Source organism: Actinomycetospora sp. C-140 (assembly GCF_054796175.1).
On sequence record NZ_JBTWNF010000023.1, the window covers coordinates 22,363 to 40,436 of the forward strand.

The 18,074-nt window shown below is 73.5% G+C and carries 16 protein-coding genes; 12 read left to right on the plus strand and 4 right to left on the minus strand.

From position 1 onward, the window contains the following. Window positions 1-62 precede the first annotated feature (62 nt). From ACR9E3_RS28615 to ACR9E3_RS28625, 3 genes are all read right to left on the minus strand, one after another. Entirely contained in the window at window positions 63-1,616 is a 1,554-nt protein-coding gene (locus tag ACR9E3_RS28615; RefSeq protein ID WP_460384242.1) for an acyl--CoA ligase family protein, read from the minus strand. Between the two features lie 10 nt (window positions 1,617-1,626). After that, window positions 1,627-2,976 carry an NADP-specific glutamate dehydrogenase gene (gene gdhA / locus ACR9E3_RS28620; protein ID WP_460384243.1) on the minus strand — a complete coding sequence of 450 codons (1,350 nt, stop codon included), beginning with the start codon at window positions 2,974-2,976 and terminating at the stop codon, window positions 1,627-1,629. A 66-nt stretch (window positions 2,977-3,042) separates the two neighbouring features. Beyond that, window positions 3,043-3,882: an Fpg/Nei family DNA glycosylase gene (locus tag ACR9E3_RS28625; RefSeq protein ID WP_460384244.1), complete on the minus strand. Its 840-nt coding sequence runs from the start codon at window positions 3,880-3,882 to the stop codon at window positions 3,043-3,045. Between the two features lie 110 nt (window positions 3,883-3,992). On the opposite strand from ACR9E3_RS28625, the gene ACR9E3_RS28630 reads away from it, so the two are divergent. The 5 genes from ACR9E3_RS28630 to ACR9E3_RS28650 all read left to right on the plus strand — a co-directional run bounded on the left by ACR9E3_RS28630 (window position 3,993) and on the right by ACR9E3_RS28650 (window position 8,053). After that, window positions 3,993-4,424 (plus strand): nucleoside deaminase, encoded by a 432-nt coding sequence (locus ACR9E3_RS28630; RefSeq protein WP_460384342.1) that lies wholly within the window; start codon window positions 3,993-3,995, stop codon window positions 4,422-4,424. After that, entirely contained in the window at window positions 4,421-5,383 is a 963-nt protein-coding gene (locus ACR9E3_RS28635) for an isopenicillin N synthase family dioxygenase (RefSeq protein ID WP_460384245.1), read from the plus strand. The genes ACR9E3_RS28630 and ACR9E3_RS28635 overlap by 4 nt, the downstream gene beginning before the upstream one ends. A 14-nt stretch (window positions 5,384-5,397) precedes the next feature. After that, window positions 5,398-6,798 carry a purine-cytosine permease family protein gene (locus tag ACR9E3_RS28640; protein ID WP_460384247.1) on the plus strand — a complete coding sequence of 467 codons (1,401 nt, stop codon included), beginning with the start codon at window positions 5,398-5,400 and terminating at the stop codon, window positions 6,796-6,798. Between the two features lie 215 nt (window positions 6,799-7,013). After that, a complete protein-coding gene (locus tag ACR9E3_RS28645; RefSeq protein ID WP_460384248.1) occupies window positions 7,014-7,430 on the plus strand; it encodes a DUF6069 family protein in 417 nt (138 codons plus the stop codon). Window positions 7,431-7,462: 32 nt separating this feature from the next. Continuing rightward, entirely contained in the window at window positions 7,463-8,053 is a 591-nt protein-coding gene (locus tag ACR9E3_RS28650) for a dihydrofolate reductase family protein (protein ID WP_460384249.1), read from the plus strand. 41 nt (window positions 8,054-8,094) lie between these two features. Here the strand turns inward: ACR9E3_RS28650 and ACR9E3_RS28655 are convergent, their stop codons facing one another. Further along, on the minus strand, window positions 8,095-8,778 hold the full coding sequence (locus ACR9E3_RS28655; RefSeq protein WP_460384250.1) for a TetR family transcriptional regulator: 684 nt from the start codon (window positions 8,776-8,778) through the stop codon (window positions 8,095-8,097). Between the two features lie 72 nt (window positions 8,779-8,850). Between ACR9E3_RS28655 and ACR9E3_RS28660 the strand changes: the two genes are divergently transcribed. The 7 genes from ACR9E3_RS28660 to ACR9E3_RS28690 all read left to right on the plus strand — a co-directional run bounded on the left by ACR9E3_RS28660 (window position 8,851) and on the right by ACR9E3_RS28690 (window position 18,038). Next, the gene (locus tag ACR9E3_RS28660; RefSeq protein WP_460384251.1) at window positions 8,851-10,347 is read left to right on the plus strand and encodes an acyl-CoA synthetase; all 1,497 of its coding nucleotides are present in this window, start codon (window positions 8,851-8,853) and stop codon (window positions 10,345-10,347) included. Between the two features lie 41 nt (window positions 10,348-10,388). Then, the gene (locus ACR9E3_RS28665) at window positions 10,389-11,570 is read left to right on the plus strand and encodes an acyl-CoA dehydrogenase family protein (protein WP_460384253.1); all 1,182 of its coding nucleotides are present in this window, start codon (window positions 10,389-10,391) and stop codon (window positions 11,568-11,570) included. Between the two features lie 83 nt (window positions 11,571-11,653). Continuing rightward, window positions 11,654-13,192: an acyl-CoA carboxylase subunit beta gene (locus tag ACR9E3_RS28670; protein ID WP_460384343.1), complete on the plus strand. Its 1,539-nt coding sequence runs from the start codon at window positions 11,654-11,656 to the stop codon at window positions 13,190-13,192. Between the two features lie 82 nt (window positions 13,193-13,274). After that, window positions 13,275-15,269: an acetyl/propionyl/methylcrotonyl-CoA carboxylase subunit alpha gene (locus ACR9E3_RS28675; RefSeq protein ID WP_460384255.1), complete on the plus strand. Its 1,995-nt coding sequence runs from the start codon at window positions 13,275-13,277 to the stop codon at window positions 15,267-15,269. A gap of 91 nt (window positions 15,270-15,360) precedes the next feature. Then, complete coding sequence (locus tag ACR9E3_RS28680; protein ID WP_460384256.1) at window positions 15,361-16,377, plus strand: TIGR03617 family F420-dependent LLM class oxidoreductase; 1,017 nt, start codon at window positions 15,361-15,363, stop codon at window positions 16,375-16,377. Further along, complete coding sequence (locus ACR9E3_RS28685) at window positions 16,377-17,519, plus strand: acyl-CoA dehydrogenase family protein (RefSeq protein ID WP_460384257.1); 1,143 nt, start codon at window positions 16,377-16,379, stop codon at window positions 17,517-17,519. The genes ACR9E3_RS28680 and ACR9E3_RS28685 overlap by 1 nt, the downstream gene beginning before the upstream one ends. A 36-nt stretch (window positions 17,520-17,555) precedes the next feature. Then, window positions 17,556-18,038, plus strand: coding sequence for a GNAT family N-acetyltransferase (locus ACR9E3_RS28690; protein ID WP_460384258.1), 483 nt, complete (start codon window positions 17,556-17,558; stop codon window positions 18,036-18,038). The last annotated feature ends 36 nt before the right edge of the window (window positions 18,039-18,074 follow it).

An 18,074-nucleotide genomic window follows, 5' to 3' on the forward strand; every position in this document is an offset into this window, starting at 1 on the left:
CCATGATCGAAGTACCGATACGGACGCTGAGAGTCTGCGACGGCACTTCGCTGACACGGGCACTACTCCGTCTGCTCGCGGAGCACGTTCTTCTGGATCTTCCCGGTCGACGTCTTGGGCAGGTCGCCGAAGACGATCCGCTTCGGCGCCTTGAACCGGGCCAGGTGGGTGCGGACGTGCTCGACGAGCTCGTCGGGCTCGACGTCCTGCGCGACCGTCACGTACGCGACCGGGATCTCGCCCCATCGCTCGTCCGGCACGCCGACGACGGCGGACTCGATGACCGCGGGGTGGCTGTCGAGCACCCGTTCGACCTCGACCGAGGCGATGTTCTCGCCGCCCGAGATGATCACGTCCTTGCTCCGGTCGCGGATCTCGACGTAGCCGTCGGGGTGCACGACGCCGAGGTCGCCGGTGCGGAACCACCCGTCGGCGTCGACCTCCGCGGTGGCCTCGGGGTCGCGGTAGTAACCGAGCATGACGTCGTTGCCGCGCAGCACGAGCTCGCCGAGGGTCTCGCCGTCGGAGGGCACGTCGCCGCCCGCGGAGTCGAGCACTCGCAGCCGCTGGGCCACGACGTTGCCCACGCCCTGGCGCGCCTTGAGCCGGGCCTGCTCGTCGGCGGGGAGGTCGTCCCACTCGGGGTGCCAGTCGTTGACGCTGGCCGGCCCGTACGTCTCCGTGAGCCCGTAGAGGTGGGTCACCGACATCCCCAGCTCGTCCATCCGCGCGAGCAGCGTCGGCGAGGGCGGGGCGCCGCCGGTCGCGACCGTGACGCGCTCGGGCGCCGGGCCGTCCTTCGCCGCGTCGGCGTGGGCGATCATCGTCAGGACGGTGGGCGCGGCGCAGTAGTGCGTGACGCCCTCGGAGCGGATGAGCCGCCAGATCTCCTCCGCGTCGACCGCGCGCAGGCACACGTGCAGCCCGCCCGCCGCCGTGACCGCCCACGGGAAGCACCAGCCGTCGCAGTGGAACATCGGCAGCGTCCACAGGTAGCGCGACGCCGGCTCGAGACGCAGGTGGAACGCCATCGCGAGCGCCTGGAGGTTCGCGCCCCGGTGGTGGTACATGACGCCCTTGGGCCGGCCGGTGGTGCCCGAGGTGTAGTTGATCGCGAGGAGGCTCCGCTCGTCGGACACCGGTACGACGCGCTCGTCGGCGTCGTCGACGAGCGACTCGTAGCGCTCGCCCTCCTCGACGAGCTGGACCCCGGTCCGCTCGGCCACGGCCCGCGCGTTCTCCACCAGCTCGCGGGTCGCGATCAGCAGCCGCGCGCCGGAGTGCTCGACGATGTGGACGATCTCGTCGACCGAGAGCCGCGTGTTGAGCGGCACGAGCACCGCGCCCGCGTACGGCACGCCGTGGTGGCACTCGAGCATGACGTGGCTGTTGGTCGCCAGCGCCGCAACGCGGTCGCCGGGCTCGATGCCCATCTCGTGCAGGGCGCCGGCCAGGCGCCGGGAGCGGGCGCCGAACTCGGCGTAGGTGAAGCGGCCGTCGCCGTCGACGATCGCGTCGCGGGTGGCGAAGGCGTGGGCCGAGCGGTCCAGGAACGCCGTCGGCGTCAGCTCGGCGAAGCTGAACGCGGCCGGGGTGACGGGTGCGGCGTGGGACATGACCCGAGTCCTACACCACGCCGAGGCTGGTCATCGCCTCCGCGACCCGCAGGAAGCCGGCGGCGTTGGCCCCGTTCTCCATGTCGGACGGGTCGCCGCAGTAGCGCTCGCCCGCGTCGCGCGCCCGGGCGTGGACGTCGGTCATGATCGCGGCGAGCTGCTCGTCGACGACCTCGGCGCTCCAGCGCTCCCGACCCGCGGCCTGCTGCATCTCCAGCGCCGACACGGCGACACCGCCGGCGTTGGCGGCCTTGCCGGGCCCGAACGCGACCCCGCCGTCACGCAGCACGGCGAGGGCCTCCGGGGTCACCGGGCCGTTCGCGCCCTCGGCGACCGCCCAGCACCCGTTCTCCACGAGCGCGCGAGCCTCGTCGGGACCGATCTCGTTCTGCGTCGCGCACGGCAGCGCGACGTCGCAGTCGACGGTGAACGGTGAGCCGTCGCCCGCCGTGGCGCCGGCGCGCTTCTCGGCGTAGTCCGCGACCGACCCGCCCTGGCCCTTCACCTCGCGCAGCGCGTCGACGTCGACGCCGTCGGGCTCGGCGACCGAGCCACGGGAGTCCGAGCACCCGACGACGGTGCCGCCCGCGGCGATCACCTTGTCCATCGCGAACAGCGCGACGTTGCCGCTGCCGGAGACGACGACGCGGGCGCCGTCGAGGTCGCGGTCCTGCTCGGCGAGCATCCGCTGGGTGAAGTAGACGGTGCCGTAACCCGTCGCCTCGGGGCGCAGCGCGGACCCGCCGAGCGCGGCCGGCTTGCCGGTGAAGGCGCCGGGCTCGTGGAGGCCGACGACGCGCTGGTACTGCCCGAGGATCCAGCCGATCTCGCGCGGCCCGACGCCCATGTCGCCGGCCGGGACGTCGGTCGACGAGCCGACGTGGCCGGCGAGCTCGGTGGCGAACGACTGGCAGAAGCGCATCATCTCGCCCGGCGAGAGCTGCTTCGGGTCGACGTCCGCGCCGCCCTTGCCCCCGCCGATGTCCTGGCCGGTCAGCGCGTTCTTGAACACTTGCTCGAAGCCGAGGAACTTGACGACGTCGAGCGTCACCGACGGCGCAAACCGCAGGCCGCCCTTGTACGGCCCGAGCGCGGAGTTGAACTCGACGCGGAACCCGCGGTTGACCCGGACGGTCCCGGCGTCGTCGACCCACGGCACGCGGAACGAGATCACCCGCTCCGGTTCGCAGAGCCGCCCGACGACCTCGGCGTACTCGGGGTGCTCGACGAGCACGGGACCGATGCTCTCCAGCACCGCGCGCACGACGCCGTGGAAGAGCTCCTGGTCCGGGTCGCGGCGCAGCACGTCGCGCCACACCTCCCGGAGCCGACCGAGGTCGTCGTCCTGGGCGCGCGCCATCGCGGTCCTCCGAAACGTCGTTGTTCCGTACGGTGCGCTGGGCTTGTTACCCGCCGGTCGGCGGACTCAGTCCGCCTGCTCGGCCGAGCACCACCACGTCGTCCGGCCGCCGACGGTCCCGCGCTCCATCGGCGCGCTGCAGCGCGGGCACGTCTCGTCCTTCGCGCGGTGCGGGATGACCTCGCCGGTGTGCACGCCGCCGCGCTTGATCGCGTCGCGAGTGGCCTTACGCAGGACGCGGCGCAGGTCGTCGAGCTCGTCGACCGACAGCTCCCCCGCCGGGCGCGACGGCGAGAGCTTCGCCTCCCAGAGCGTCTCGTCGGCCAGCAGGTTGCCGACGCCGGCGAGCACCGACTGGTCGAGCAGCTTCGCCTTGATCGCGACGATCCCCTTGCCGACCCGGGCGCGGAACTCGTCACGGGTGATCTCGGCGGCGTCCGGGCCGAGCGCGTCGACGTCGGGCTCGAGGTGCACGCGCCCGAGCCGGCGCTTGTCGAACAGGCGCAGCGCGCCCCCGTCGTCGAAGCTGATCGTGACCCGGTCCCACTCCGGCTTGTCCGGGCGCTCGCCGGGCTTCTTCGGCATGCCGCCGACGTGCGGGTCGCCGCCGGCGTAGAGGCTCGACGCGTCCCCCTGCGGCCCGGTCACGAAGATCCGGCCGCCCATCCCGAGGTGGATGCCGAGGTGCGGACCCGCGGCGCCGTCGGCGGTGACCGTGTCGCACCACATCGTCTTGCCGCGCCGGTGCGCGGCCACCAGGCGGCCGCCCTTGAGGGCCTGGTCGATCTCGCCGGGGTGGTGCGGGCGGCACACGTACTCGTCGGTGTCGTCGACGTGCGCGATCACCCGGTCCAGGGCCTTCTCGACGACCTGGCGCGCGTTCTCGACCTCGGGCAGCTCGGGCACGGCACCAGCATGCCCGGTCGTGCACGACCGACACGTAACAGCCACGACACCTCCGGGCCGGTGCGCAGGCGCAGGGTGGCAGCGTGACCGTCGTGCTCACCCCCACCGCGATGCTCGCCGTCGCGCTCGAGGAGGCCCGGTCCGGTGCGGCGGCGGGAGGCGTGCCGGTCGGCGCGGCCCTGTTCGGCCCCGACGGCGCGATCCTCGGGCGCGGTCACAACCGCCGCATCCAGGACGGCGACCCCGCCACCCACGGCGAGACCGCCGCGTTCCGCGCCGCCGGGCGACGCCCCCACTACCGCGACACGACCATGGTCACGACCCTGTCGCCGTGCTGGTTCTGCGCCGGCCTCATCCGCCAGTTCCGCATCCCGCGCCTCGTGGTCGGCGAGGCGGAGAACTTCGGCGGCCAGCACGCCTGGCTCGCCGACCTCGGCGTCGAGGTCAGCGTGCTCGACGACGCCGAGTGCGCGGCACTCATGGCGCGCTTCGCCGCCGACCACCCCGAGGCGTGGCTCGAGGACATCGGGGGGCCGGAGTGACCGCTCCCGTCCCCCTGGTCGATCTCCAGCCGTGGTTCCACGGCACCGCCGACGACCGTGCCGCGGTCGCGCGCCGCGTCGACGAGGCCCTGTGCACCTCGGGCTTCCTGCTCGTCACCGGGCACGAGGTGCCGGGCGCGGTGCGCGCCGCGGCCCGGTCGGCGGCGCGGCAGTTCTTCGCCATGCCCGCCGAGGTCAAGAACGCGTACGCCGTCGGCGTCGGGGGCCGGGGCTGGCTCCCGCCCGGCGCGGAGGCGAACGCGGGTGCCGAGGGCGTGACCACCCCGCCCGACCTCAAGGAGAGCTGGTCCTGCGGCGCGGACACGCCCACCGGCGACCCCGAGGTGGACGCCGTCTGGTTCGCCCCGAACGTCTGGCCGCGCGAGGTGCCGGCGCTGCGCCCGGCGCTCACCGAGCACCTCGCGCACATGCGCGCGCTGGCCGACAAGCTGCTGGTGATCGGGGCCTGCGCGCTGGGGCTGGCGGAGGACTTCTTCACCCGGCGCACCCGGCACCCGTCCTACACGCTCAACGTCAACCGCTACCCGCCGCTGACCGAGACCGGTGAGCCCGCCGCGGGTCAGTTCCGCATCGGCGCGCACACCGACTTCGGGACGGTGACCGTGCTCGACCGCGAGGTCGGGGCCGGCGGGCTGCAGGTCGACGTCCCTGGCCTGGGCTGGGTCGACGCCCCGCACCACGCGGGCGCCTTCACGATCAACATCGGCGACCTGCTGGCGCGGTGGACCGGGGAGCGCTGGCGCTCCACCCGGCACCGCGTGCTCCCGCCGCAGGACGTCGCGCCCGATGAGGACCTGGTCTCGCTCGTCTACTTCTACGAGCTGGACCCGGACACGACGGTGGAGGCCCTCGGCCCGCCCGTCGGACACGTGGCCGCTGCACCGGTGCGCGCCCGCGAGTACCTCGCCGCGAAGTTGGCGGCGATCACCGTGCAGTGAGGGGAGACCCCGCGATGTCGATCGCCCAGGATCCGTCCGACGTCGTCGTCCGCGAGGGCGTCTACGGCGACAAGGTCGTCGCCGTCGAGCCCGGCGGCGCCGAGTTCATCCCGCTCGCCGAGCGGCACGGGCACCCGCGCCAGCTGTTCTGGACGTGGTGCTCCCCCAACCTCGAGTTCGCGACGATCTTCGTCGGGGTCCTCGCGGTCAGCGCGTTCAGCCTGTCGTTCTGGGGCGCCGTGCTGGGCATCGTCGTCGGCACCGCGCTGGGATCGCTGACCCACGGGCTGCTCTCGTCGCGCGGTCCGGCCACGGGCGTACCGATGATGGTGCTCTCCCGGCTCGGGTTCGGGTTCCGCGGCAACGCGCTGCCCGCCGGCCTGAACGCGATCGTCGGCGGCATCGGCTGGTTCGCGGTCAACAGCGTGTCCGGCGCGCTGGCGCTCGCGACGCTGACCGGCATGCCGGCCTGGCTCGGCCTGCTGATCGTGGCGGCGGTGCAGATCGGGGTGGCCCTGCTCGGGCACAACCTCATCCACGGCTTCGAGAAGGTCGTGCTGCCGGTGCTCGCGGTGGTCTTCGCGATCACGTCGGTGGTGATCCTCAGCCAGGTCGACCCGTCATTCGTCCCCACCGACGGCCAGCCCGCCGGGCCGGTCGCGGGGTTCCTGCTCACGGTCGGCGCCACGTTCGGTTACGCCGCCGGCTGGAACCCCTACGCCACCGACTACACCCGCTACCTCCCGCCGGCGACGAGCCCGCGCGCCACCGGCTGGGCCGCCGGGCTCGGGGTGTTCGTGCCGTGCGTGATCCTCGAGACCGTCGGCGCGGCGTCGGCGACGCTCGTCAGCGACCCGGACGCGACGCCGACCGGCGCGTTCACCGCCCACCTGCCCGGCTGGCTCGCCGCGCTGACCCTGCTGTGCATCGCCGTCGGCGCCGTCGCCGCGAACGCGATCAACATCTACTCGGGCGCCATGTCGTTCGTCGCCATGGGCCTCCGGATGCCCCTGCACCTGCGCCGGGCGCTCGCCGTCGGGGCCTTCGGGGTGCTCGGGTTCGTCGTGGCCCTGTTCGGCCTCGCCGACGCCGGGCACGCCTACGAGAGCTTCCTGCTGATCATCGCCTACTGGATCGGGCCGTGGCTGGCGGTCGTCTTCGCGGACTGGTGGCTGCGCCGCGGTTCAGAGGCCGAGGGCCTGCTCTTCGACGTGACCCACCGGAACATCGCCGGTCCCGTCGCGATGCTCGCCGGGATCGTCGTGTCGATCGTGCTGTTCGCCAACCAGGTGGCGTTCACCGGTCTCGTCGCGTCGGCCGTGCCCTCCGTCGGCGACATCGCCTTCGAGGTCGGCTTCCTCGTCAGCGGCGCGGTGTACCTGCTGATGCACCGCGGGAGCCGCGCCTCCGTCTGAGCCCGCCCGAGTCCCGCTACTCCCCCGAGCCCGCCCGCACCGGTCCCTCCGGTGCGGGCGGGTGTGTGTCCAGGGGCTTGCAGCCTTACTGTGTCCTGTAGATACTGTTTACAGCGGACACAGTCTCGAGAAATCTCCGGGCCCGTGTCGAGGACCGTGGCCGCCGTTCGACCTGAGGGCAGCACCGCCCACCAGGCGCCCCACCGGAGGTCACCATGTCCGCGATCACCGCTCCCGCCGCCACCGCCGCCCCCACCACCGGATCCCGCGTCCGCACCCGAGCGCTCGGCATCGTCGGCGCCGTCGCCGCGGCCCTGGTCGCGTGGGGTGTCGGTGCCCTCGTCGGCGCCGACTACTGGATCACCGACTCGATGGGCTCGGCCCGCGTCGACGTCACCGCCACGATCGGCACGACGGTCGTCCTCGGGCTGCTCGGGTGGGGCGTCCTGGCCCTCGCCGAGAAGGTCTCGCGCCACGGCCGCGCCGCCTGGACCGTCCTCGCCGTCGTGGTCACCGCCGCGTCGCTGGTGCCGATCGTGCTCGTCGAGGCCACGACGCCGACCCGCATCGGGCTGACGCTGGTCCACCTCGCCGTCGCCGCCGTCCTCATCCCGGCGTACACGCGGCACTGATCACCCACCCACCGGTCCGGGAGGAGAGCACGATGCGCGTCCTCGTCACCCAGTTCACGAGCCTCGACGGCGTCACCCAGGCGCCCGGCGGTCCCGAGGAGGACACCGACGGCGGGTTCGTCCACGGCGGCTGGTCGATGCCCTACTTCGATCCCGAGACGATGGGCGCCGCCTGGGACGCCGCGCTGCAGGAGGCCGAGGCGATGCTCTTCGGTCGCAGGACGTGGCAGGTCTCGGCGAGCGCGTGGCCCCAGCAGGCCGGTGACCCGTTCGCCGACCGGATCAACGGCATCACGAAGTACGTCGCCTCCCGCACGCTCACCGACGCGGACATGACGTGGTCGGGCTCGGTGCTCCTGCCGGCCGACGACGCCGTGGGCGCCGTGCGCGAACTGCGGGACCGCGACGGCGGGGCGCTGCTCGTGCAGGGCAGCGCGTCCCTCGCGGCGGCACTCGCCGAGGCGGACCTCGTCGACGAGTACAGGCTGATGATCGAGCCGATCCTGCTCGGCGGCGGCAAGGGCGTCTTCCCGACCACCGGCGTCGCCCGCCCGCTCGAGCTGACCGGTGTCACCCAGGCCGCGACCGGCACCCTGATCGCGTCGTACCGCCGGGTGCGCTAGCGCATGTGAGCACTTCGGAGTGTCCTGGCACTCCGAAGTGCTCACGTGCGCGGAGCGCACACCTCGGCGACGCAGCGGGCGACGGGACCGTCCGGGTCGGCGGTCGCGGCGAGGGTCGGCTCGTCGACGCCGAGACCCCGCAGCAGCGTGCGGCAGAACTCGGCGGCCACGTCCGCGGCGGACAGCCGGCCCCGCGGGTCGAACCACGTCCACATCCAGTGCAGCGAGCCGAACATCTGCAGGCTGCGCAGCCGCGCGTCGCCGGGCACGAACACGCCGGCGGCCTCGCCGTCGTGCAGGACGGCGACGACGAGGTCCCGGTACGCGTCGCGCTGGGCGCGCGCGGTCTCCATCCCGGGCTCGTCGGTGAGCCGGACGACCTCGCGCTGGAAGGCGACGGTGGTCGCGGGCTCGTCGACCGAGTAGCGCACGCCGGCGTGCACGAACGCCGCGATCCGCTCCGCCGGTGCCGGGAGCCGGGCCAGGAGCCCGTGGGCCTCGTCGAGCCGGCGGCGCATGTAGCGCTCCTGCACCTCGGCGAGCATCCGGTCCTTCGTCCCGAAGTGGTGGACGATCGTGCCCTTGCTCATCCCCAGTTCGGAGGCGACGTCACCGAAGTTGGCGCGGTCGTAGCCGCGCTCGGCGACGTGGCGGGTGAACGTCTCGAGGATCTCGTCGCGGCGCCCGCCGCGCGGACGTCCCGGGGCCACGGCCGGCTCGCTCATGGCACTCCCTTGTGGACTGACCGCACGTACGGGCAGAGTAGCCGAGGTCGCGTCGAGGCGGGAGGAGCGGACGTGGACGGTGGGATCGCCGACTGGGTCGCCCGGCGTGCACAGCGCCGGCCCGACGCGACGGCCCTCGTGGACGTCGCGACGGGCGCCCGCCACACCTACGCCGCGCTCGACCGTCGCGTCGGCGCCCGCGCCGGGGCGCTCGCCGCGCTCGGCGTCGGAGCCGGGACGCGGGTGGCGCTGCTCGGCGAGAACTCGGCCGCGTACCTCGAGTGGCTCTTCGGCGCCGCCCGGCTCGGTGCGGTGACCGTGCCCGTGAACCACCGCCTCGCGCCCGCCGAGGTGGCCCACGTGCTCGCCGACTCCGGCGCGTCGGTGCTGGTGCGCTCGACGACCTTCACGGCCCTGGCCGAGGCGGCCCTCGACGAGCAGCCCGGCGCGGCGGTCGTCGAGCTGGGGGCGGAGCCGGGGCACGAGCCCGCCGCGGGACAGCCGGTCGACGGCGGCAGCCCCTGCGTGATCATGTACACCTCGGGCACCACCGGCGTCCCGAAGGGCGCGGTGCTCACCCACGACAACATGCTGTGGAACGCGATCAACATGGTCACCGCGGGTCCGGGCATCGGCGGCACCGAGGTGACGATCGCGGCGGCACCGCTGTTCCACATCGGCGCGCTGGGCCTCTCCGCGCTCCCCTTGATCTACGCCGGCGGGACGGTCGTCGTGGTGCCGTCGTTCGACCCCGCGGCGTTCGTCGATCTCATGGCCCGCGAGGGCGTCACCACACAGTTCCTCGTCCCGGCGATGTGGGCGGCGCTGACACGGCTGCCGTCCCTGCCGCCGTTGCCCGGCCTGCGCTGGGCGATCTCGGGCGGCGCGCCGTGCCCGGTCACCGTCATCGAGCACTTCACCGGCCTCGGCTGGACGTTCACCGAGGGCTTCGGGATGACCGAGCTCTCGCCCGCCGCGCTCTTCCTCGACGCCGCCGACGTGCTCACGCACGCCGGATCGGTGGGCCGGCCGTTCATGCACGTCGACGCGCGGCTGGTGGACGAGCGCGGCGAGGACGTCGGGGTCGGCGAGGTCGGGGAGCTGGTGCTGCGGGGGCCGACGGTGTTCGCGGGCTACTGGAACCGCACGGAGGCGACCGCCGAGGTCATGCGCGACGGCTGGTTCCACTCCGGCGACCTCGGGGTCCGGGACGCCGAGGGCTTCGTGACGCTCGTCGACCGCAAGAAGGACATGATCATCACCGGTGGCGAGAACGTCTATCCGATCGAGGTCGAGCAGGTGCTGCACCGCCATCCCGGGATCACGGACGTCGCGGTCGTCGGCGTCGGTGACGCGCAGTGGGGCGAGACGGTGCTGGCGGTGGTGGTCGCTTCCGGGCCGCTGGACCCGGACGAGGTCATCGCGTACGCCCGCGAGCACATCGCGCACTTCAAGGCGCCGCGGCGCGTCGAGATCGTCGACGAGCTGCCCCGCAACGCCACGGGCAAGCTCCTCAAGCGGGTCCTGCGCGAGCAGTTCGCCGGCCAGGCCGAGGCGGTCCGCCGGTGACGGGGTCGGCGAGTGCGAGGAGCGAGGGACGCCCTGGGTGCGTGGGAGGCAGCGAGGGTCACCCTCGCTCCACCGGCTCGGCGCACGACGCGTGGGCGACGCCCGAGCGCCGGGCGCTGCGCGAGCTGGTCGCCGACTTCACGGCGCGCGAGATCGTCCCGCACCTCGACGGCTGGGAGGACGAGGGTGCGCTGCCGCGGTCGCTGCACGAGCGCGCCGGCGACCTGGGCCTGCTCGAGCTGGGCTTCCCGGCCGCCGCGGGCGGGACCGGCGAGCACCTCGACGCCTGCCTCGTCGCCGAGCAGCTGATCCTGTCCGGCGGGTCGAGCGGGGTCTGCGCGGGCCTGTTCACCCACGGCATCGGCGTCCCCCACATCGCCGCGGCCGGCGACCCCGACCAGATCGAGCGCTTCGTCCGTCCGGCGCTCGCGGGACGGACGATCACGAGCCTCGGCATCACCGAGCCCGAGGCCGGCTCGGACGTCGCCGCACTGAGCACGCGCGCCCGGCGGGAGGGCGACGAGTTCGTCGTCGACGGGGCGAAGACGTTCATCACCTCCGGAACGCGCGCCGACATCGTCACCACCGCCGTGCGTACCGGCGGACCCGGGCATCGCGGCATCTCCCTGCTGGTGATCGAGACCGACCGCCCCGGGGTGTCACGCTCGCGGCTGCGCAAGATGGGGTGGCACTGCAGCGACACCGCCGAGCTGCGCTTCGACGGGGTGCGGGTGCCGGCGTCGAACCTGGTCGGCGCCGAGAACACGGGCTTCCGCCAGATCATGGTCAACTTCGCGGCCGAGCGGATGTCGATGGCCGTGCAGGCCTACGCGACGGCCCAGCGCTGCGTCGACCTCACCATCGACTGGGCCCGGACGCGGCGCACGTTCGGCGAACCGCTGGCCCGGCGCCAGGTCGTGCGCCACCAGATCGCCGAGATGGCGCGCACGGCGACGGTGGCGCGGACCTACGTCCGGGACGTCCTGGCACGCTGGCAGGCGGGCGCCGACGTCGTCACCGAGCTCGCGATGGCCAAGAACACCGCGGTCGCGGCGTGCGACGCCGTCGTCGACCGGGCCGTCCAGCTGCACGGGGGCATGGGCTACATGCACGGCGTGGAGGTCGAGCGCCACTACCGCGACGCGCGCATCCTCGGCATCGGCGGCGGCGCGAACGAGATCATGACCGAGGTCGTCGCGGGGCGCCTGGGGCTGGAGTCGTGAGCGCCCCCGACATCTCGCCGCCGGCGGTGCTGGGCTCGCGGCTCGACCCGTCGACCCCGGAGTACGCCGCCGACCGCGCCGCGATGCTCGACGCGCTGGCCGGGGTCGACGAGGTGGCCGCGACGGTGCTCGCCGCCGGTGGGGCGAAGTACGTCGACCGCCACCACGACCGCGGCCGGCTGACGGCGCGGGAGCGCGTCGACCTCCTGCTCGATCCCGACGCCGCGTTCCTCGAGATCGGCGCGCTGGCCGGGGCCCACGAGCCGGATCTGACGACGCCCGGCGCGGGCCTCGTGGTCGGGATCGGGGCGGTCAGCGGCGTCGAGTGCCTGGTCATCGCCAACGAGCCGACGGTGAAGGGCGGCTCGATCACCCCGATCGGCGTCACCAAGCAGCTGCGCGCCCTGGAGATCGCCGAGCGCAACCGGCTGCCCGTCGTCGCCCTCGTCGAGTCCGGCGGCGCCGACCTGCCCCGCCAGGCCGACCTGTTCGTCCCCGGCGGCCGCACGTTCCGCGAGATGACGCGGCTCTCGGCGGCGGGCATCCCGACGATCGCCGTCGTCTTCGGCTCGTCCACCGCGGGCGGGGCCTATATGCCGGGGATGAGCGAGTACACCGTGTTCGTCCGCGGGCAGGCCACGGTCTACCTGGGTGGGCCGCCGCTGGTGAAGATGGCGATCAACGAGGACGTCGACGACGAGACGCTCGGCGGCGCGGAGATGCACGCCCGCGAGTCCGGGCTGGCCGACCACCTCGCCGCCGACGAGCGCGACGCCCTGCGCATCGGGCGGCGGATCGTCGCCGACCTGGGGTGGCGCAAGGCGGGGCCGGGACCGTCGGCAGCGCCCGACGCCCCCGTGTTCGCGGCCGAGGAGCTGCTCGCGTGCGCGGCGTCCGATCCGAAACGCTCGGTCGAGGTCCGCGACGTGCTGGCCCGCGTGCTCGACGGCTCGCGCTTCGACGAGCACAAGCCGCTCTACGGCACGACGCTCGTCTGCGGCTGGGGCTCGATCGGCGGCTTCCCGGTCGGGGTGCTCGCGAACAACGGCATCCTGTTCAGCGAGGAGTCCCAGAAGGGCGCGCAGTTCGTCCAGCTCGCCAATGCCCGGTCGATCCCGCTGCTGTTCGTCCAGAACATCACCGGGTTCATGGTCGGGTCGGCCTACGAGCGCGGCGGGATCATCAAGGACGGCGCCAAGCTGATCAACGCGGTGTCGAACTCCGAGGTCCCGCACCTGACGCTCATGGTCGGCGCGTCCTACGGCGCCGGGAACTACGGCATGTCCGGGCGCGCCTACGACCCGCGCTTCGTCTTCACGTGGCCGAACCACCGCATCGCGGTCATGGGCGGCACCCAGCTCGCCGGCGTGATGTCGATGGTGCAGCGGCGGTCGGCCGAGCGGGCGGGGCGCGGGTACTCGGACGAGACCGACCGCGCCACCCGGAAGGCGATCGAGGACGGCGTCGAGGCGCAGTCCAACGCGATCTACGCGTCGGGGCGGATGTGGGACGACGGCGTCATCGACCCCCGCGACACCCGCACCGTGCTGGGACTGGCGCTCTCGGCCGTCCACTCGGCCCCCGTCACCGGCGCGACCCGCTTCGCGCCGTTCCGGATGTGAGCGGGGTGGGCGGGTGTGTCAGCGAAGTGCCGTTGCAGACACTGAGCGTCCGTATCGGTACTTCGATCACAGGGGAGTGCCGGTGATCCGTACGCTGCTCGTCGCCAACCGCGGCGAGATCGCGCGACGGGTCATCTGCGGCGCGCGCACGCTCGGGATCCGCACCGTCGCGATCTACTCCGAGCCCGACGCCGACGCGCCGCACGCCGCCGAGGCCGATCGCGCCGTGGCGTTGCGCGGCTCGACGAGCGCCGAGACCTACCTCGATGCCGAGCAGGTCCTCGCCGCCGCGCGGGCGACCGGCGCCGACGCGGTGCACCCGGGCTACGGGTTCCTCTCGGAGAACGCGTCGTTCGCGCGGGCGTGCGGCGACGCCGGGCTCACGTGGGTCGGTCCGGACCCGGCGTCGATCGAGGCGATGGGCGTCAAGCACACCGCCAAGGCGCTGGCGCGCGAGGCGGGCGTCCCGACGCTGCCCGACGCCCTGCTGGAGACCGACGACCCCGACGGCTGGGGGCGGGCGGCCGAGGGCGTCGGCTTCCCGCTGCTGGTCAAGGCCAGCGCGGGCGGCGGGGGCAGCGGGATGCGGGAGGTCCGGTCGCCCGACGCGCTCGCCGACGCCGTCCGCTCCGCCCGCGCCGAGGCCGCGCGCAGCTTCGGCGACGACACCGTCTTCCTCGAGCGCCTCCTCGACGCGCCCCGACACGTCGAGATCCAGGTCGCCGGCGACACCCACGGCCACGTCCTGCACCTCGGCGAGCGCGAGTGCTCGATCCAGCGCCGGCACCAGAAGGTCGTCGAGGAGGCGCCGTCGCCCGTGGTGACGCCGGAGCTCCGCGACCAGATGGGCGCGACGGCCGTCGCGCTCGCGGAGAAGCTCGGCTACGTCGGTGTGGGCACCGTGGAGTTCCTGCTCGAGGATGCGGATTTCCTGACGTCTGACGCCAGCGTGGACGCCAGGCTGACACCGGCGAGCTACTACTTCCTCGAGATGAACACCCGGCTGCAGGTCGAGCACCCGGTGACCGAGGAGGTGTACGGCGTCGATCTCGTCGCCCTCCAGCTCGCGATCGCCGACGGGGAGCCGCTGCCGTTCACCCAGGAGGACCTGCAGCCGCGGGGCCACGCCGTCGAGGTGCGGCTCTACGCCGAGGACCCGGCCGCCGGCGACCGTCCGAGCCCGGGGACGCTCCACCGCTACTCCCACGACGCGGAGCTCCGCTGGGAGGACGCGCTCGGGACGTCGGGCGAGGTCAGCGCCTTCTACGACCCCATGATCGCCAAGGTGATCGCGCACGCCCCGACCCGCGTCGCGGCCGCGCGCCGGCTCGCCGCGGGTCTCGCCGCCGCCGAGATCCACGGCCCGGCGACCAACCGCGACCTGCTCGTCGCGGTGCTGCGCGACCCCGACTTCCTGGCGGGGCGGACCCGTACCGACTTCCTCGATCAGCACCCCGGCCTCCGCGCCCCGGAGCCCGCGACCCCTCGACTCGTGCACCTCGCCGCCGCCGTCGCGTGCACGTCCGCCACCCGGCGGGGGCACGACCCACTCGCCGTGCTGGCCCCGCCCGGCTGGCGGCCCCTGCGCGGCGCGCCCCGCCCGACCGTCACCTGGGCCGGCCCCGACGGCGAGGTCGCGGTCGCCGCGCGCCACACCGCGGACGGGATCGACCTCGACGGCCGACACCTCGGCCTGCGCGACCTGTCGCCCGAGAGCGTCCGCGTCACCCTCGACGGCGTCGAGTTCCGCTGCCGCGTCACCCAGCACGACGGAACCGCCCACGTCGACGACGGCGAGGGGCACAGCGCCTGGCGGGAAATGCCGCGCCTGCCCGCACCGGATGCTGCGGCCGGTGGCGCCGGCCCCGTGAGCGAGGTGCCCGGCACCGTCGTCGAGGTGCTCGTCCGCGCGGGTGACCCTGTCGTCGCCGGTCAGAAGCTCGTCGTCCTCGAGGCCATGAAGATGGAGCACCCGGCGCTCGCGGCCGCCGACGGCGTCGTCGAGACCGTGCACGTCGCGGTCGGCCAGTACGTCGAGGCGCACGCGACACTCGTGACCCTGGCGGTGGCCGAGTGAGCGACGGCGCCGGGCGCGAACGGGGAGTTCGCGCGCAGAGAAGCAGCGAACAGCTCGTTCGCTGCACGGAGGTCCCGGAGGAGCTGCTGCGATGAAGGTCGACGCCACCGTGGTCACGGGTGGGCTGGACGCGTTCGCCGACGACGCGGTCACCGCGGAGAAGGCCGGGTACGACGCCGTCTGGGCGTCGGAGACCCAGCACGACCCCGCCGTCCAGATCACCCTGGCCGCCACCCGCACCGAGACGATCACGCTCGGCACGGCGATCACCGTCGCGTTCGCCCGCACCCCGATGACGACGGCGATGACCGCCAACGACCTGCACCAGGTCACCGGCGGGCGCTACATCCTGGGCCTCGGCACCCAGATCAAGCCGCACGTCACCAAGCGCTTCTCGATGCCGTGGTCGCGGCCCGCCGACCGCATGCACGAGTACATCCGCGCCGTCCGCGCGATCTGGGCCGCGTGGAACACGGGTGAGCGGCTGGACTTCCGCGGCGAGTTCTACACGCACACGCTGATGACGCCGTTCTTCTCGCCCGACCCGAATCCGTACGGCACCCCGCCGATCCACCTCGCCGGGGTCGGCCCGCGGATGACGGCGGTCGCCGGCGAGGTCGCGGACGGCTTCATGGCGCACGCGTTCTCCACCGAGCGCTACCTGCACGAGGTGACCCTGCCGGCGCTGCACCAGGGCTTCGAGACGAGCGGCCGCGACGGCACCGGCTTCGAGTTCTCGGCGACGGCGCTGATCGCCACCGGCAACACCGAGGAGGAGTTCGCGGAGAGCGTCCGCGACGTCCGCCGCCAGGTCGCCTTCTACGGCTCGACCCCGGCGTACCACCCGGTGCTCGAGCTGCACGGCTGGGGCGACCTCGCCCGGGAGCTCAACACGCTGTCCAAGCGGGGCGAGTGGGAGGCGATGGGGGAGGCCGTCGACGACGAGGTCCTGCACACCATCGCGATCGTCGCCGAGCCCGACCAGGTCGGTCCGGCGCTCGAGGCGCGGTTCGGCGGCATCGCCCAGCGCATCCCGCTCTACGCGCCGACCGGCTCCCAGACCGACCGCTGGGGGCCGGCCCTGGCGCACCTGCAGGGAGGGAAGTAGTGGTCGCCTTCACCGAGGAGCACCAGGCGTTCCGCAAGACCGTCCGGACGTTCGTCGAGCGGGAGATCGACCCGTACGTCGACCAGTGGGAGCGCGACGAGCGCATGCCCACCCACGAGCTGTTCGGCAAGCTCGGCGAGCTGGGCTTCCTGGGCCTCGAGTACGACCCGGCCTACGGCGGGGGCGGTGCCGACCACCTCTTCTCCGTGGTGCTCGCCGAGGAGATCGGGCGCGCCGACGCCGCCGGGGTCGGCATGGCGATCGCCGTGCAGACCGACATGGCGACGCCCTCGCTGGCCCGCTTCGGGTCGGAGGAGCTGAAGCAGCGGTACCTGGCGCCCGCGATCCGCGGCGAGCACGTCACCGCCATCGCGGTCACCGAGCCCGACGCCGGGTCCGACGTCGCCGGGCTGCGCACCCGCGCGGTCCGGGACGGCGACCACTGGGTGATCCACGGGTCGAAGCTCTACATCACCAACGGGGTGCAGGCCGACTGGCTGTGCCTGCTCGCGCGCACGTCCGACGAGGGGGGTGCGCGGGGGATGTCGCAGATCATCGTCCCGACGGACACGCCCGGGGTGTCGGTCTCGCGCACGCTCGACAAGCTGGGCAACCGCTGCTCGGACACCGCGGAGCTGTCGTTCGACGGTGCCCGTGTCCCCCTGAGCAACACCATCGGCCGCGAGGGCCGCGGCTTCCAGCAGCAGATGGCGCAGTTCCAGAACGAGCGCATGGTCGCCTGCTACGGCCGCGTCGGCGCCTGCGAGCGGGCCCTCGACCGCACCGCGACCTACCTGCGCAACCGGCACGCGTTCGGCGGCCCGCTGATCACCAACCAGTACCTGAGCTACCAGCTCGCCGAGCTCTACGCCCGCGTCGACATGTGCCGGCACTACAACTACGCGTGCGCCGAGGCGTTCATGCGCGGCGAGGACACGTCGCGGTTCGCGACGATCGCCAAGCTCGCGATCGGCCGGCTCTGCGAGGACGTCGCCCGGACCTGTCTGCAGTACCACGGCGGGCTGGGCTACATCGAGGAGACGTGGACGGCGCGGTTCCTGCGCGACATGCGCATCACCTCGATCGGCGGCGGCGCCGACGAGGTCATGCTCCAGGTCATCGCGAAGATGCACGGCATGTGAGCAGTTGGCGCCCCGGTGAGGGCGTTAACTACTCACATGGGAGTGCGGGTCGTGCCGCTGCCGCCGGAGCAGGCGGTGACGCTGCTGACGGAGCCGGAGGCGTTCACCGAACGCTTCGGGCTCACGCTCGTGGACGGCTACCTCGCCTTCCCCGAGGCCCTCGAGCCCACCGTGCGCGCGCTCGAGGGCGGGGTCGACCCGTCGTGGTTCGCGCACCTGCTCGTCGAGGGCAGCGAGGTCGTCGGGCTCGGCGGTTTCACGGGTCCGCCGACCGACGGCGAGGTCGAGATCGGCTACTCGGTGGCGCCGTCGCGGCAGGGTCGGGGCATCGCGACGGCGGCGGTCGGGCAGTGGCTCGAGCGCGCGCGGGCCGGCGGCGTGCGGCGGGTCCGGGCCCACACGCGCGCCGAGGAGAACGCCTCGGTGCGCGTCCTGCGCCGGTGCGGCTTCACCTTCGACGGCGAGGCCGACGACTCCGACGAGGGCACGGTGTGGCGCTGGGTGCGGGACCTCGATTGAGCCGAACGGTCCCCTGAACTCCCCTTGATGATCTAC

Coding starts and splice junctions, on each gene's coding strand:
- ACR9E3_RS28615 (WP_460384242.1), bottom strand. CDS start 1,616: ATGTCCCACGCCGCACCCGTCACCCCGGCCGCGTTCAGCTTCGCCGAG.
- gdhA (WP_460384243.1), bottom strand. CDS start 2,976: ATGGCGCGCGCCCAGGACGACGACCTCGGTCGGCTCCGGGAGGTGTGG.
- ACR9E3_RS28630 (WP_460384342.1), top strand. CDS start 3,993: ATGCTCGCCGTCGCGCTCGAGGAGGCCCGGTCCGGTGCGGCGGCGGGA.
- ACR9E3_RS28640 (WP_460384247.1), top strand. CDS start 5,398: ATGTCGATCGCCCAGGATCCGTCCGACGTCGTCGTCCGCGAGGGCGTC.
- ACR9E3_RS28645 (WP_460384248.1), top strand. CDS start 7,014: ATGTCCGCGATCACCGCTCCCGCCGCCACCGCCGCCCCCACCACCGGA.
- ACR9E3_RS28650 (WP_460384249.1), top strand. CDS start 7,463: ATGCGCGTCCTCGTCACCCAGTTCACGAGCCTCGACGGCGTCACCCAG.
- ACR9E3_RS28655 (WP_460384250.1), bottom strand. CDS start 8,778: ATGAGCGAGCCGGCCGTGGCCCCGGGACGTCCGCGCGGCGGGCGCCGC.
- ACR9E3_RS28670 (WP_460384343.1), top strand. CDS start 11,654: ATGCTCGACGCGCTGGCCGGGGTCGACGAGGTGGCCGCGACGGTGCTC.
- ACR9E3_RS28680 (WP_460384256.1), top strand. CDS start 15,361: ATGAAGGTCGACGCCACCGTGGTCACGGGTGGGCTGGACGCGTTCGCC.
- ACR9E3_RS28690 (WP_460384258.1), top strand. CDS start 17,556: ATGGGAGTGCGGGTCGTGCCGCTGCCGCCGGAGCAGGCGGTGACGCTG.